At 70.5% G+C, this 15,069-nt stretch carries 11 protein-coding genes; 3 read left to right on the forward strand and 8 right to left on the reverse strand.

The features are described 5' to 3' along the window. Positions 1-57: 57 nt before the first annotated feature. The 3 genes from AB0H54_RS25935 to AB0H54_RS25945 all read right to left on the reverse strand — a co-directional run bounded on the left by AB0H54_RS25935 (position 58) and on the right by AB0H54_RS25945 (position 3,835). Positions 58-477, reverse strand: a complete 420-nt coding sequence (locus tag AB0H54_RS25935; protein WP_355281117.1) for a roadblock/LC7 domain-containing protein — start codon at positions 475-477, stop codon at positions 58-60. After that, a complete protein-coding gene (locus tag AB0H54_RS25940) occupies positions 474-1,874 on the reverse strand; it encodes an ATP-binding protein (RefSeq protein ID WP_357348593.1) in 1,401 nt (466 codons plus the stop codon). The genes AB0H54_RS25935 and AB0H54_RS25940 overlap by 4 nt, the downstream gene beginning before the upstream one ends. Positions 1,875-2,110: 236 nt before the next feature. After that, positions 2,111-3,835, reverse strand: a complete 1,725-nt coding sequence (locus AB0H54_RS25945; RefSeq protein WP_357348595.1) for a GMC family oxidoreductase — start codon at positions 3,833-3,835, stop codon at positions 2,111-2,113. A gap of 182 nt (positions 3,836-4,017) precedes the next feature. Here AB0H54_RS25945 and AB0H54_RS25950 point away from each other — a divergent pair, with 182 nt between their 5' ends. Continuing rightward, on the forward strand, positions 4,018-4,719 hold the full coding sequence (locus tag AB0H54_RS25950) for a TetR/AcrR family transcriptional regulator (protein WP_357348597.1): 702 nt from the start codon (positions 4,018-4,020) through the stop codon (positions 4,717-4,719). Here the strand turns inward: AB0H54_RS25950 and AB0H54_RS25955 are convergent. Continuing rightward, entirely contained in the window at positions 4,695-5,321 is a 627-nt protein-coding gene (locus AB0H54_RS25955) for a TetR/AcrR family transcriptional regulator (protein ID WP_355281125.1), read from the reverse strand. The two genes, AB0H54_RS25950 and AB0H54_RS25955, sit on opposite strands and share 25 nt — an antisense overlap. Before the next feature lie 107 nt (positions 5,322-5,428). On the opposite strand from AB0H54_RS25955, the gene AB0H54_RS25960 reads away from it, so the two are divergent. Next, complete coding sequence (locus AB0H54_RS25960; protein WP_357349088.1) at positions 5,429-7,351, forward strand: acyl-CoA dehydrogenase family protein; 1,923 nt, start codon at positions 5,429-5,431, stop codon at positions 7,349-7,351. Between the two features lie 127 nt (positions 7,352-7,478). Here AB0H54_RS25960 and AB0H54_RS25965 read toward each other — a convergent pair whose 3' ends face one another. From AB0H54_RS25965 to AB0H54_RS25980, 4 genes are all read right to left on the reverse strand, one after another. Then, on the reverse strand, positions 7,479-8,705 hold the full coding sequence (locus tag AB0H54_RS25965) for a sensor domain-containing diguanylate cyclase (protein ID WP_357348599.1): 1,227 nt from the start codon (positions 8,703-8,705) through the stop codon (positions 7,479-7,481). 200 nt (positions 8,706-8,905) lie between these two features. Then, complete coding sequence (locus tag AB0H54_RS25970) at positions 8,906-10,318, reverse strand: NAD(P)/FAD-dependent oxidoreductase (RefSeq protein ID WP_357348601.1); 1,413 nt, start codon at positions 10,316-10,318, stop codon at positions 8,906-8,908. Between the two features lie 14 nt (positions 10,319-10,332). Then, on the reverse strand, positions 10,333-12,141 hold the full coding sequence (locus AB0H54_RS25975) for a DUF3556 domain-containing protein (RefSeq protein ID WP_357348603.1): 1,809 nt from the start codon (positions 12,139-12,141) through the stop codon (positions 10,333-10,335). A gap of 90 nt (positions 12,142-12,231) precedes the next feature. After that, positions 12,232-13,674: an AMP-binding protein gene (locus AB0H54_RS25980; protein WP_357348605.1), complete on the reverse strand. Its 1,443-nt coding sequence runs from the start codon at positions 13,672-13,674 to the stop codon at positions 12,232-12,234. Between the two features lie 161 nt (positions 13,675-13,835). Between AB0H54_RS25980 and AB0H54_RS25985 the strand changes: the two genes are divergently transcribed. Next, complete coding sequence (locus AB0H54_RS25985) at positions 13,836-15,056, forward strand: helix-turn-helix domain-containing protein (RefSeq protein ID WP_357348607.1); 1,221 nt, start codon at positions 13,836-13,838, stop codon at positions 15,054-15,056. Positions 15,057-15,069 lie beyond the last annotated feature (13 nt).

Here is a 15,069-nt window from a genome sequence, read left to right on the forward strand (position 1 = left end):
CGAGCGGCACCGCGGGTTCTCCTCTCGGTGGTACCAGGAAGGGCGTCGGGTCGGCCGTCACGCGGGCGACCGATCGCCGCGGCGCGGTGCCGTGCCCAGTTCGCGGCCGACCCGGGCCGCTAGCTCGTTCATCCGGTGCGCGACCAGGGCTAGGTCGACGTCGCTGCTCGTCGCGACCCCGAGCAGGGTGCCGGCGCCACCGGCGGTGATCAGCACCATGCCCTCCTCGTACTCGGTCATGTTCTGGCGCACCGGATTTCCGGGCTTGCCGCAGAACTCGCCGAGCGCCTTGCCCAGGGACCGCAGTCCGGAGGCGGCGGCAGCGAAACGCTCGGCCTCGTCGCGGGTGACACCGGCGGAGTGGGCGATGCGCAGCCCGTCGTCGGACAGCAGCACCGCGAAGCGCACACCGTCGAGCTCGAGGTCGTCGAGTAACCAGGCGAGCCGGTTGGTGCTGTCTGCGAGGGGAGTGCTCATCGGATGTCCTGCCCTTCCGTCGATTGCGCGGCCGCGGCGCGGCCGTGTCGGGAACCGCTGTGCCAGGCGGCGGCGAGTTCGGGCCTGCCCGGTGTGTCGGCGGTGTTCGCGCGGTCGTCGAGCGGGGCGACGTCTCGACGCCTGCGTTTGGGGAGCCCGCCGGTGGTCCGGCTGTCGGCGAGATCGTCCGGCGCCGGCGCGGCGGGCAGCGCTGCGGCGGGCCGGTGCCGACCGGTCGTCTCGGTCGCGGCGGCGAGCGCGGGCTGTTCGCGCACCACGGGTTCCGGGTCGATGGGGCGTGGCTCGGCGACGACGAGCAGCGCCGCCGGGATGAAGACCATCGCCCGCGTTCCGCCGTAGATGTTGGGCCCGTCGACATAGGCGGCGAAGCCGTAGCGTCGGGCCAGCGCGGCGACACCGGGGAACCCGACGCGGGGTGACGGGCCGAGCGAGTTGATGTCGACGGCGCGCTCCCCGGAGAGCACCTGACGCGCCTCCTCCATCTGCTCCTGGCTCATCCGCACGCCCGCGTCGTCGATGATCAGCGTGACGCCGTGATGCCCCTCCTGGAAGGAGATGTCGACGAACGAGGACGGCGGCGAGTAGCGCAGCGCGTTGTCGAGCAGCGTGGCCACGGTGTGGACCAGCGGTTCGACGGCCCGGCTCACGATCACCTGATCGCAGTTGCCCGACCGGATCCGCAGGTAGTCCCGCACCCGGCTGGTCGCGCCGCCGATCACCTCGTCGACGGTCTGCTGCGGCCAGCGCCTGCCGGGCAGGCCGCCGGAGACGATGACGTAGGACTGCGCCTGCCGGATCATCTGCTGCACGGTGTGGTCGATCCGGCTCAGGATCGCGTAGACCTCGTCGTTGCGGTTCTCCCGCAACGCGTTGCTGACCACCTGGCCGACATCGGCGCCGAGGCTGACGACGGTGGTCCCGAACGAGCGGACCGCGCTGTTGGTCGCCGCGCGCGCGTCGCCGGCGACCTGTGCGCGGGTCGCCGCCTCGGCCGCCTCGACCCGCGCGGTGGCCCGTTCCTCGGCGGCCGCTTCGACGGCGGCGGTGGTGTCGTGGCGGACCTGGCGCAGGTCGGCGGCATGACCGACCGCGATCCTGGCCACCTTCTGCGCGAACGGCGAATCCTGGAGCAGGGCGGGAACTTCCGCGGTGACGATCGGTTCGGTGTGCTGGCGGATCGCGTCGGTGATGCGCGGCAGGGTGAGCTCGGCCAGCCGCGTCATCGCCTCCTCGTGGGCGTAGAGCTCACGTTCGGCCGCGTCGAGGCGATGGCGGACGCGGCGTTCGTTGCGCAGCGCCAGGACCGCGACGGTCACCGCGCCCAGGAGCACCAGAGTGGCAAGAGAGAACAGGAGCACCGCGATTGTCGGAGTCATCGGTTCCTTCGTCGTCACCGACCGAAGAGCCCACGTGGCCGGCACCCCGCCGGTCTCTCCGGCGAGCCGCGTCGCCGACGTTCACTGTCCGAAGTGGTTGTACCGCTGCACCATTCGAGACGAACATGTGCGAACTCGGTTCCTGCCCGAGCTCGCTGCCCTGCGCTGTCCGGCGATCCCGGACACCCTAGCAGTGCTTTGTTGGACTATCGAAATGTGTTGACGGCGGCGGGTATTCAGCGCACCGGCCAGATCGGCAGGCGCAGTGCGGCAGCGGCCGTGGCGGGTACCACCGGACGCTCGGGTGCGATCGGCGCGATGCGCTGGTAGGGCGCTCCGGCCGGTGGCCGCGGGTCGGGCTCGCCGTTGTTGGGCCACAGCGCGGCCGCGCGCTCGGCCTGGGCGGCGATCGTGAGCGAGGGGTTGACCCCGAGATTGGCCGAGATGGCCGACCCGTCGACGATGCTCAGGGTGGGATAGCCGTGCACGCGGTGGAACGGGTCGATGACGCCGGTCGCCGCGTCGGCCCCGATCACGCACCCGCCGAGGAAGTGCGCGGTGACCGGAACGCCGAACACGTCGGGCCAGGTGCTGCCCGGGGTGGCGCCGAGTTTGCCCGCGACGCGGCGGGTGGCCTCGTGGCCCGCCGGGATCCAGGACGGATTCGGCTCGCCGTAGCCCTGTTTCGAGGTGAAGCGGCGGCCGAACAGGCCGCGCCGGGTGTAGGTGGTGATCGAATTGTCCAGGCTCTGCATCACCAGCAGGATCAGGGTCCGCTCGCTCCACCGGCCGGTGCGCAGCAGACGCGGCGTCAGCAGCGGATGCCGCAGGGCGGTGAGCAGGACCCGGGCCCAGCGCGGTGCGCGATGACCGCCGTCGACGAGGTAGGTCTGCAACAGGCCCATCGCGTTGGACCCCTTGCCGTAGCGCACCGGCTCGACGTGGGTGTCCGGGGTCGGATGGAACGAGGAGGTGATCGCCACGCCCGTGGTGAGTTCGCGCTCCGGGTCGACGGTGGTCCGGCCCGCGCCGAGAATGGCCTCGGAGTTCGTCCGGGTCAGCACGCCGAGCCGGTCCGACAGGCCGGGCAGGACGGCCTGGTCGCGCATCCGGAACAGCAGGTTCTGGGTGCCCCAGGTGCCCGCCGCCAGCACCACCTGCCGCGCCGACAGCGTGCGGCGATGCTTGCGTACCCAGGCGCCGGTGCGCCGGGTGTCCACGCGCCAGCTGCCGTCGGGTCGCGGGCGGATCGCGTCGACGGTGGTCAGCGGAAGTACCTGCGCGCCCGCCTGTTCCGCCAGCCCGAGATAGTTCTTGACCAGGGTGTTCTTCGCGCCGTGGCGGCAGCCGGTCATGCACTCGCCGCACTGGAGGCAACCGGTGCGGTCGGGTCCGGCGCCGCCGAAGTAGGGATCGGCGACGGTGCGGCCCGGCTCGCCGAAGTACACGCCGACCGGCGTCGGGACGAAGGTCTCGCCCACGCCCATCTCCTCGGCCACCTCCCGGATGACGGTGTCGGCGGGGGTGAGATGCGGATTGGTGACGACCCCGAGCATCCGGCGGGCCTGGTCGTAATGCGGGCTGAGCTCGTCGTCCCAGTCGGTGATGGCGGCCCACTGCCGGTCACCGAAGAACGCCGCTCCCGGCTTGTAGAGGGTGTTGGCGTAGTTGAGTGAACCACCGCCGACCCCGGCGCCCGCCAGAATGAAACAGTCGCGCAACCGATGCACGCGCTGGATGCCGAAACAGCCCAGCCGCGGGGCCCACAGGTAGCGGCGCAGATCCCAGTTCGTCGCGGCGAAATCGGCATCGGCGAAACGGCGGCCCGCCTCGACGACCCCGACCCGGTAGCCCTTCTCGACCAGCCGCAGCGCGGTGACGCTGCCGCCGAAGCCGGAACCGACGATCAGCACGTCGAAGTCGAACCCGGCCGCGGTGCCGTCGGTGGTCTGTTCCAACACCGTCCAGACACTAGGGCCCGGATGTCCGCGGAATGGAAACGTCACAGGTCGTTGGACGAATTCACCATGGCGGGCCGGCCGATCTGTCACGTGGAACAGCGCGCGCGGCCACCGCGCGATGGACGGTTCTCCTATTCTGGGGAGCGCTTCAGCTCCCGGGCGTGAAAGGGGGAGGTCGAGGAATGCCGCCCAAAGGAACCCACCGACGGAAGCAGCCCGGTCAGCTTCGCCGCCAGCCCTCGCAGGATCGCGCGAAGGAGACCCGGGATCTCATTCTCGACACCGCCGCGGAACTGTTCGGCTCGCTCGGTGTCGCGCAGACCTCGACCAATCGCATCGCGGCCGAGGCCGGGGTCAGCATCGGCACCCTGTACCGGTACTTCGCGGACCGCTCGGTCATCGTCGACGAACTGCTCGATCGCCTGCTGGCCGATCTCGAACAGGGCTTCACCGCCCGGGCTTTCGAGTTCTCGGGCTCGGGTGGCGACGCCACGGCCGAATACTGCACGCGGATCGTCAGCGAGATCCTCGGCATCTTCAGCGACATCCTGGTCGCGAATTCGGCGTTGCTGCGGGCCTTGATCGGCGGCGTGCAGTTCTACAGCACCGGGCTGCCGCAGTTCGAACAGCGGCTGCGATTGCTCGTCAAGGTGGTGCTGATCCAGGGACTCGGGCCCGCCGATGACGGCTACCTCGACACGGTGACCTTCGTCTTCATCAATACCGGTTTCGCCGCCGTGGTGCGGGCCGCCGCGGTGGAGGTCTCCGCGCCGGAGCGCGCCGACGCCATCGCGATGACGGCGCGCATGATGGGCACCTGGCTGGCGGCCGAGGTCGCCGAGCGGGACCGGGCGGACGCTCAGGCCGCGCGCATGGCGCGATAGACGGCCGCGCCGACGAAGGCGCCCAGCTCGTCGGGCTCCCACCCGGATCCGTCGGTGAACAGGGTCCGCACCGCGCCCTCGCCTGCCGAGACCCACAGTTCCACCAGGGCGGGGAGCTTGTGCTCGGCGTCGGCGGTGCCCCAGGCGTGCAGCGTCGGGCGCAGGAGTTCGGTGCAGCGCGCGATCGCCAGGGTCCGGCCCCGGCCGAAGGACGCGGCGACCGCGGGATCGGGATTGCCGTAGAGCAGCCGCCACGCGGCGGGCCTGCTCGCCACCTTGTGCAGCAGCGCGCGGTAGCCCTCGACGAAGACGGTCTCGTCGGCGTCGGTCGTGCGCGGCGGCAGGACATCGAGCACACCGGAGACCAGGAACGCCTCCTCGCGCTCGATCAGCGCGTCGATCAGCTGGACCCGGTCGGGGAAGCAGGCGTAGACGACCGGCCTGGTCACGCCCATGTGTTCGGCGATCGCGCCCATGGTCACCGCGGCGATGCCCTCCTCGGCCGCGATCGCCAGCGCGGCGTCGAGGACCTGGGGGCGCCTGCGCTCGGGCCCGAGATGTGCCGCCCGTTCTCGCCGCTGAACGGCCGACTCGCTTCCCATCGGTCCACGATAGCAACCGCCGACAGGTTCCTACACTGTTGTAGAAAAATGCTACATTGATGAATGAAGCGCCCGACAACGCTGGACGCCCGCACGAGGAGCCGACGATGCCCCAGGTCCTGTTCAACCCGAAGAACTGCGATTTCGCCCAGTTCGACCCGGAGACCCGCAGGCTGCTGCACGCGGTCGTCGACTGGTTCGAGGCCCGCGGCAAGGCCCGGCTGCTCCAGGACGACAAGGAACAGGTCTGGCCCGCCGACTTCCTGGACTTCGTGAAGCGCGAGCGCCTGTTCGCGACGTTCCTCACCCCGGCGGCCGAGGCCGACGGCGATCCGGACAAGCGCTGGGACACCGGCCGCAATGCCGTGCTCAGCCAGATCTTCGGCTTCTACGGCATGACCTACTGGTATGTCTGGCAGGTCACCATCCTCGGGCTGGGCCCGATCTGGCAGAGCGGCAACGCCGCGGCCAAGAAGAAGGCGGCCGCGCAGCTCGATTCCGGCGAGATCTTCGCCTTCGGGCTCTCGGAGAAGGAGCACGGCGCCGACGTGTACTCCACCGACATGATCGTCGACCCGCAGCCCGACGGCGGGTACTCGGCCACCGGTGGCAAGCACTACATCGGCAACGGCAACCTGGCCTCGATGGTGTCGGTGTTCGGGCGCCGCTCCGACAAGCCCATCATCGACAGCGCGAAGGCGCTGACCAGCAAGCCGACCGAAGCGGATTACGAGGGGTATCTGTTCTTCGTCGCCGACAGCCAGCACCCGGCCTACAAGCTCCAGCGCAATGTGGTCAACAGCCAGATCTACGTCGCGGCCTTCGAGCTGGACAACTACCCGGTCGCCGAGGCCGACATCCTGCATCGCGGCGAGGACGCGTTCCACGCGGCGATGAACACGGTGAACGTGGGCAAGTTCAACCTCGGCTTCGGCGCCATCGGCGCCTGTGAGCACTCCTTCTACGAGGCGATCGACCACGCGGAGAACCGGATCCTGTTCGGGCACAAGGTGACCGAATTCCCGCAGGTGCGTTCGCTGATCGCCGACTCCTACGCGCGCATCGTGGCGATGAAGCTCTACAGCGAGCGCGCGATCGACTACATGCGCTCGGCCTCGCCGCAGGATCGCCGCTACCTGCTGTTCAACGCCATCGAGAAGATGTCGGTCACCCGGCAGGGGCAGCGCGTCATCGAGGATCTGGCCGACGTCATCGCCGCGCGCGGCTTCGAGAACGACATGTACTTCCCGGTCGCCATGACGGCGATGTTCGGCCTGCCGCGACTCGAGGGCACCGTGCACGTGAACATGGCGCTGTCGCTGAAGTTCATGGCCAACTACATGTTCCATCCGGCCGACGCGGGACTGGCCGCGCTGCAATCGATTCCCGGCGCCGCGGTAGCCCCCACCGGTGCCGCGCGGGCGGTCACCGGCGCGCTGAGCTGGTCGAGCCGCAAGCTGGCGCCGCGACTCGGCGCGGTGGTCAAGCCGCTGCGCGCCGAATTCGCCAGTGCCAGTTACGCTCCGGTGCCGACCCGGCGCGACACCGCCGACGACGAGTTCCTGTTCCGGCAGGGTCCGAGCAGCGGCCTTGGCCGGATCCGGTTCGCCGACTGGCGCCCGGTCTTCGAGAGCTTCCGTGCCGTGCCCAACGTGGCGGTGTTCCTCGAGCAGGTGCTCGCGCTCCAGGGCCTGCTGGCCGCCGCGGCGCCGACCGCCGCCCAGCAGCAGGACGTCGACTTCCTCTTCGCGCTCGGCGAGCTGTTCACCGCGGTGCCCTACGCGCAGCTGATCCTGGAACAGGCGCGCATCGACGGCACCGACCCCGCCGTGCTCGACCAGATCTTCGACGGCTTCGTGCGCGCCTTCTCCGCGAACGCGGTGACCCTGCACAACAAGCCGACCGCGACCCCCGCCCAGCAGCGCCGCGCCCTCGACCTCGTCCGCAGGCCCGTCCACGACGGGACGCGCTTCGACCGAGTGCTCACCGAGGCCCGCGCACTGGCGGGCACCTACCGGATGAACCCCTAGCCGGAAGGCGCTGTCCGCGAACGTGAATTATGTTGCTGTGCAACATTATTGCTAGGGTTCGTGGTGGTGGTGTGGCCGATGGATCCCGCAGACCCGTTGCGCCGCACCACCTCTGGGGAGACAAGGATCAGGAGCCGGTGGGGACCGGGTCCCAGTGCCGCAGGATCCAGCGGTTCTTGCCGAGGGCCTTGGCCGTGTAGAGACAGTTGTCGGCGGCGGTCATCAGGTCGCGGGGCTCGGCGCCGGCGATCCGGGAGACGATCGCGCCCAGGCTGATGGTGATCTCGATCTCGTGGTCGGCGACGACGAAGGGTTCGTCGACGGCGGCGTGCAGCAGGTCGACGGTGCGCTGGATGCGCGCCGCGTCGGCCGGGGGCGGCAGCACCGCGATGAACTCGTCGCCGCCGATGCGGGCGAGCAGATCGGTCTCGGGATCGAGGCAGGCCTGCAAGCGGGCGGCGACCTCGATGAGCAGGCTGTCGCCGACGGTGTGGCCGAAGGCGTCGTTGATCTCCTTGAAGCCGTCCATGTCCAGCGCGCACACCGCGGCGACGTCGTCCGGCGCCGCCGCGGTGATCAGCGTGTCGAGATGGGCGAGCAGGTGCCTGCGGTTGGCCAGCGCGGTGAGCGGGTCGTGGTGGGCCTGCCAGTGCAGGCGCTCGGTGGTGGTGCGGCGCTCGGTGGTGTCCTCGCCGAAGCCGAGCAGATAGAGGCCGCCGGAGGCGGACACGCATCGGGTCACCGTCCAGCTGGCCCAGCCCTCGGTGCCGTCAGGGCGCTCGTACTCGCCTTCGATCCGGATGGTGCCGGTCTCGGAACGCTCGAGTTCGCCGTGGACGCGTTCCCTGGCGTGGTGCACCTCCTCCTCGGCCAGGTCGAAGCCCGAGGTGCCCTGGAGTTCGGCCAGTGTCTTGCCGGTCAGCCGTTCGAAGGCGGGATTGGCGTTGATGATGTTGCCGTGCGCGTCGCCGATGGAGATGGCGATGGACGCGTGCCGGAACGCCGTCTCCAGCCCCTCCGTGGCCGGGGCGGCCGCGTCGGCCAGCGTGCGGGCGAAGCCCTGCCCGAAGCCGCCCGCGACGATGCCGAATGCCGCCGGGCCCGCGCTCGCCGCCTCGCTCATCGCCTGCAGGATCGGCATCGACCGGGCGATGGCCACCGGGTCGGCGCAGCCGAGGTCGTGCACGGCGGCCCCGGCCCGCTGGGCGACGACGGGGTCGGGATGTCCGGTGGCGAGGGTGGTCAGCAGCCGCTCGGTCCATGTCTCGAGCGCGGTCACGAGGCACTCCGGCGGTGCGGCGTCGACAGTGGCGGTCAGCTGCGCGGCCCAGCGCGCGGCGAATGCGCGGGACATGTCGGCTGACCACCTCCTGACCGAGTGGGATCGGCTACCAGCTATGGGCTGGCAATCGAACCTACCACCTGCGGAAAGTGCCGAGGCCGAGGTTGGCGAACTCCAGGTCGATCGTCCGACAAGTTCGCCCGGACGGCCGGTCGACCGCCGGTCGGCGGCCGCCCGGCGGAGTGCCCGGTACCGGTCGGATCGGTATCCGATCAGCCCAACCGGCGCAGGGCGCGCTCGGCCGCGTTGACGCCACACATGCCGTGCGCGCCCGGTCCGGGCGGGGTCGCCGCCGAGCACAGGTAGTGGCCGGGAATGCCGATGTCATACGGCTGCAGGGTCTTTCGTGGGCCGAAGAGCAGCTGGGGGATGTCCTTGGCGCCGGTCATGATGTTGCCGCCGACATAGTTGGCGTTGTAGCCGGCGAACTCCGTCGTGGTGCGGGTGGTCGAGCCGACCACGCGGTCCCGGAACCCGGGCGCGAAGCGTTCGATCTGGGCGATGATCGCCGCGGTGGCGTCTCCGGTGTAGCCGTGCGGGACGTGGGCGTAGGTCCACACGGGGTGCACCGAGCCCACCGACCGCTGCGGATCGGCGAGATACTGCTGACCCACCAGGACGAACGGGCGCCGGGGCAGCCGACCCGCGTGGATGTCGCGTTCACCCGCGGCGATCTCGGCGAACGAGCCGCCCAGATGCACAGTGCCGGCGCGCCGCGCCGCCTCGGCGGTCCACGGGACGCCGCCCTCGACCGCGAAGTCGACCTTGAACGCGCCGGGCCCGTAGCGGAAGCGCCGATAGGCTCGGGCGATCCGGGGCGGGAGGCGGTCGCCGACGATCTCGGCCACCGCCGTCGGCGCGACGTCCCAGACGGTGATGTCGGCGATCGGCAGATCGGCGAGCGAGCGCACCCGCACGCCGGTCTCGATCTTGCCGCCGTGGTCGGCCAGCGCCGCCGCCATGCTGTCGGCGATCCGCTGTGATCCGCCGACGGCCACCGCCCAGCCGTAGCGGTGACCCGCGGTCAGGATGCCCAGCCCGATACTGGCGCTCAGCGGCCGCTCGAGCGGATGGAACGCGTGCGCGGCGACCCCGCCGAACAGCGCCCGGCCCGGCTCGGTGCGGAACGCCTTCGCCAGCAGCGCGGCGGGCGCCGTCGCGGGAATCCCGAAGCGCGCCAAGCGGAGTGGATGCCGGGGCAGCCGCAGCAGCGGCCGCATGATGTCGGTGCCGGTCTCGTCGTAGCCGGCGACCGTCCGCTCGAACAGGGTGCGCCACAGCCGTTCGTCCGCGCCGAGGCCCGCGGCGGTCTCGGTGACCGACCGGTGCAGGACGCCCGCGCTGCCGTCGTCGAGCGGATGCACGCACTCGAGGTCGGCCCACGCCCAGCGCAATCCGTATCGCTCCAGGTCGACGCGTCGCAGGAACGGCGACCCCACGGCCATCGGATGGATGGCCGAGCAGTGGTCGTGCAGCAGGCCGGGCACGATCGCCTCGCTCGAGCGGGTGCCGCCGCCGATCGTGTCGGCGGCCTCGACCACCGTCACCGTCACGCCGGCCATGGCCAGGGTGACGGCCGCGGCCAGGCCGTTGGGGCCGCTACCGACCACTGTCGCCGTTGTCATCGACTCGTCCTCTCCTACTCGGCCGACTGGGCCACGGTGTCGTGCTGCGGGGCGATCGTGGTGACGTCGTCGCGTCGCCAGGTCACCCGGTGCGGGATGGGGCCGTCGGGCAGCCACGGCAGCGCCGCCACCGCGTCGGCGACCTCCCAGGTGCCGCGTTCGAGGACCCCGAGCGCGGCGTCGACCACCAGGTACCGCTGCGTGCCGCGGTGGATCGGCTGCGACTCCACCCACACTACGATCCATTCTCCCGGCGCGAACCCGACCCGGGCCTGCACCGCGGCGATCAGGTCGAGACCGTGCAGGTGACCGTCGCCGAAGTTGAACCCGATCAGTGAGTTGCAGGCGAACTCGGCCTCGCGCACCGTCCAGCTGTCCAGCGCCGGAATGTGCTTGTACAGCAGGGAGAACAGGCCGCGGCCCTGACTGTGCATCGACCGCCAGGCGATGGTCTGCTGCATGGTGATCTCGGCGACCGCCGCCGGGTAGCCCATGGCCAGCAGCTGGTCGATCTGGTTGTCGGCGGGCCGGTGCGCGATGGTGTTCAGCTTCGCCTCCGCGCCGGGGGCGAAGGCCCACAGCGCCGAGGCCCAGTTGCCCGCGTACTGGCGCATGGACGGCAGGAACGAGACCAGATCCGGGCGCAGATTGCCCAGCACCGGGAAGAACGCGAGACCCGCCGCGATCGCCACCGTCAGCCACGGGGAGGACATGTCGAACACGCCGTAGCCGTCGGCGTTCGGGAACCCGAGGAACAGGAACACGGTCAGGTAGGCGAACAGGATGTTCCACTCCAGCGGCACCGCCAGCGGGAAGGTGGAGGTGATGAACAGGTGGAAGATCACCATCATGGCGACACCGGCCAGGTTGAGCCAGTGGTTGGTGGTGAACAGCAGCACGATCGGGGTGACCACCTCGACGGTGGTGCCGCCGACGTGGGCCATGAACGAGGCCAGCCCCGACGGGCGGATGTCGTGCGGGAAGTCGCGGTAGTGCGCGCGCTTGAGCGAGCGGAACGGCATCGCCGGGCTGTTGGACACCATCGGCGGCACCACATTGGTGAAGTGCTTGCCGAACTTGGACACCCCGGCGCCGACCCACACGATCACGATCAGCAGCTTGGCCGCGATGATCATGTCGGTGAACGGCAGCACCGCGAAGAACAGCAGCGCGGGCAGGTACTGCTCGCCCCGGGCCGCCAGGAAGATCGTCTTGTCGCGCAGGCCGCACAGCACGTACAGCACGATCGGGGCGACCAGCAGGGCGGGAGCGACCAGCCCGGACGTGTTGTCCGGCAACGCCGCCAGCAGCGAGGCGGTGGTCTTGCCCGGTGCCAGCAGCGCCACCAGCAGGGACGCGAGGAAGCCGAGGTAGAGGGCCACGTCCAGCAGGGTGCGCGAGTCACCGTCGGTGAACGGCACCCGATGCCACGGCCGCAGGCGGATGGCGCCGCGCCGGGCGAAATACAGCGCGCCGCCGGTCATCGGCTTGAACTTGCCCGCCAGCGGCCCCCACGAGCCCGCGACGCCGATGGCCTCGAGCAGGACCGTCCACAGCACCAGCTTCTGGTAGACGATCGGCTGGTTCCACCACTGCGCGACATCCCAGAACGGCCCTGTGCCCGAGGTCGCGGTCGCCAGCACGACCCCGCCGAGGACATAGACCACCAGCAATTTCAGGATGTAGATGGTGTGGATCATCTTCGGCGTGCCGAAGCCGTATTCCGCCCAGTGCAAGGCCAGCGTCCGAACACGGTCGCGCAGTGGCAGATCCAGAAATGTCTCCGTATCCACCGGCGGGAAATCTCCCGTCTTGAAGCCCATGGCCCGATTCCTTTCTTCCCGCTCGCGGACGCGGCGGACCGCGACCGAAAGTCCGACTTTCGTTCGAATTGATGTGTGGCGCAGTGGTGTTCAGACGCGCGTAGCGAGTGCCCGCAATTGCTTCTTGTCGATCTTGCCGACCGGATTGCGCGGCATCTCGGCCGTGAGCACGATCGCGACGGGCACCTTGAACGCGGCCAGTTCCGCCCGGCAGTGCTCGGTCAGCTCCGCGGCGGTGATCCTGGCCCGCGGCGCGGCCACCACATGGGCCACCGGTACCTCGCCGAGCACGGCGTCGGGTACCCCGACCACCGCGGCCTCGTGGACCGCCGGGTGCCGGTAGAGCGCGTTCTCGATCTCCTTGGGGTACAGGTTCTCCCCGCCGCGGATGATCATGTCCTTGATCCGGTCGACCAGCACCAGGTAGCCGTCGGGGTCGAAGTAGCCGACGTCGCCGGTGTGCAGCCAGCCGTCCACCACGGTGGCGGCCGTCTCGGTGGGTTTGCCGAGATAGCCCCGCATGACATTCGGTCCGCGGACGACGACCTCCCCGGGTTCACCGGGCGCCACCAGCGCGCCGTCGGGGTCCATGATCGCCACCGCCTGGCCGGGCAGCGGCAGCCCGACCGTGCCCGGTTTGCGCTGTCCCGCCACCGGATTCAGGGTCGACGCGCAGGTGCCCTCGGACAGGCCGTAGCCCTCCACGATCGGCACGCCGTAGCGCTGCTGGAAGCGGTCGATGAGCTCGGCGGGGGTGGGCGCCGCGCCGCAGATCGCCAGTCGCAGCGAGGACGCGTCGGGGCGCTCGCCCTCGGGCTGGGCCACCAGCATCGCGTAGATCGCGGGCACCGCCGAGAAATAGGTGGGCCGGATCCGTGCCACGGCGTCGAAGAATCCCGACGCGGAGAACTTGCCGGCGACGGTGGTGCGGCCGCCCGCCAGCAGCGGCGACAGCACGCTGACCACGATGCCGTTGACGTGGAACAGCGGCAGGATCAGCAGGCTGTGGTCGCTCGCGTCCAGGCCGAGCGCGCCGATGATCATCGTGCACATGGCGGCCAGGTTCTCGTGCCCGAGCAGCACGCCCTTGGGCCTGCCCGTGGTGCCGCTGGTGTAGATGATCAGCGCCAGGTTGTCGACGGGCGCCGCGGCGGCGACCGGGCCCGCGGACCGGGCGAGGTCGTCGACCGCCAGGGTGACCCCCGCGCGCCCGGGTTCGCCGATCACCACCCCGGCGCCCGAATCCTCGATCTGGTACCGGATGTCGTCGTCGGTCAGGCCGGGGTTCACGGGCGTGACCGCGGCGCCGAGCCGCCAGGCGGCGAACAGGACCACCACGAGCTCCACCCGGTTGGGCAGCACGACGGCGACGACATCGTCGGCCCGGACACCCGCCCGGTGCAGGATCGACGCGGCGGCCTCGACCCGCGCGTGGAACTGCGCGTTGGACAGCGTGGTCGAGTCGTCGGCCAGCGCGGGTCCGTGCGGGTCGGCGGTGGCTCTGACCTCGGGCAATTCGGCGATGTGTCGCATGATTCCTCACCGGAGACTGATGTGATCTGGATTACATGTCTCAAGGTAGGGCGCGGATCCGGCGCCGCCTACGGGCCCGCAGCCCAGCAATGCGACGCGGTGTTGTGCCCCGGGCACAAACGGCGCCGTCCGCCCCGGCACCGGGGGTACTGTCTGCGCCCATGGCCCCTGACAACGACCCCCTCGTGCGGACGGTGGCGGGCCGGATCAAGGCGGACCTGGACCGGCTGGCCCCGACGATGACCTCGATGTTCACCGAGGTCATCCCCGAATTCCGGCACGACGACGAGGTGCGCAGGCTGATGGTGGCCAGCACCGAGTCCAACCTCGCCGCCATCCTGGACATGCTCACCCTGGCCATCGGCATCGACGACGTCACCGTGCCGCCCGCCGCCGCCGAATACGCCCGCCGCTTCGCCCAGCACGATCTGTCGCTGGAGGCGCTGCTGCGGGCCTACCGGCTCGGCGAGCACATGTTCGTGCAGTGGACGATGACGCTGCTGACCGAACTGAACCCGCCCACCGACATCGCTCTGGCCGCGGCCGCCCGCATCGCCGACATCGTCAACAGCTATATCGACCAGGTGATCGAGGGCCTGATCGACATCTACGAGAGCGAACGCCGCCGCTGGGACGCGCGCACCGACGCCGCCCGCGCCGCCCAGGTGCGCGCGGTGCTCGACGCCGACGATCTGGACCTGGCCTCGGCCGAGCAGATGCTGGGGGTCTCGCTGCGCGGCTGGCAGCAGTTCGCGGTGCTGTGGACGCCACCGGGCACCCGCGATCCCGGCGCGATCCTGCGGGCGGGCATCGCGCTGATGGCCGCCGCGACCGGCAAGACCCCGATGACCGTCGAGGTCGACGACTACAGCCGCTGGGTGTGGATCTCCTCGGCCGGGAAGCCGGTGCTCGACACCGACGGGCTGGTCCGCGGTCTGCGCGCGCAGCCGAAACTGTCGGTGGCGCTGGGGGATCCGGCCACCGGTCTGGACGGCTTCCGGCAGACCTGCCGCGACGCCCAGCGGGCCCGCACCGTCGCCCTGGCCACCCGGACGCACGGGCTCACCGGATACGCCGACGTGGCGCTGTCGGCGCTGTTCACCGACCGGGTGCCCGAGGTGCAGGAGTGGGCGAGCCGGGTGCTGGGCGGGCTGATGGGGAAGGACGAGACGGCCGCGCGGTTGCGCGACACCGTAAGGGCGTTCCTCGACGCGCGCGGCAGCTACACCGATGCCGCCGCCCGGCTGCACGTGCACAAGAACACCGTGCACTACCGGGTGCGCAAAGCCGAAGAGCTGCTTGGTCATCCGCTCACCGAGCGCAGACTCGACCTCGAGGTGGCTCTGCGGGCCTGCGCTCAGCTGGGTCTGCCGAAGTCGTGATCCGGGCGTGATC

It is taken from the genome of Nocardia sp. NPDC050718 (genome assembly GCF_040654235.1).
Taxonomy (GTDB): domain Bacteria; phylum Actinomycetota; class Actinomycetes; order Mycobacteriales; family Mycobacteriaceae; genus Nocardia.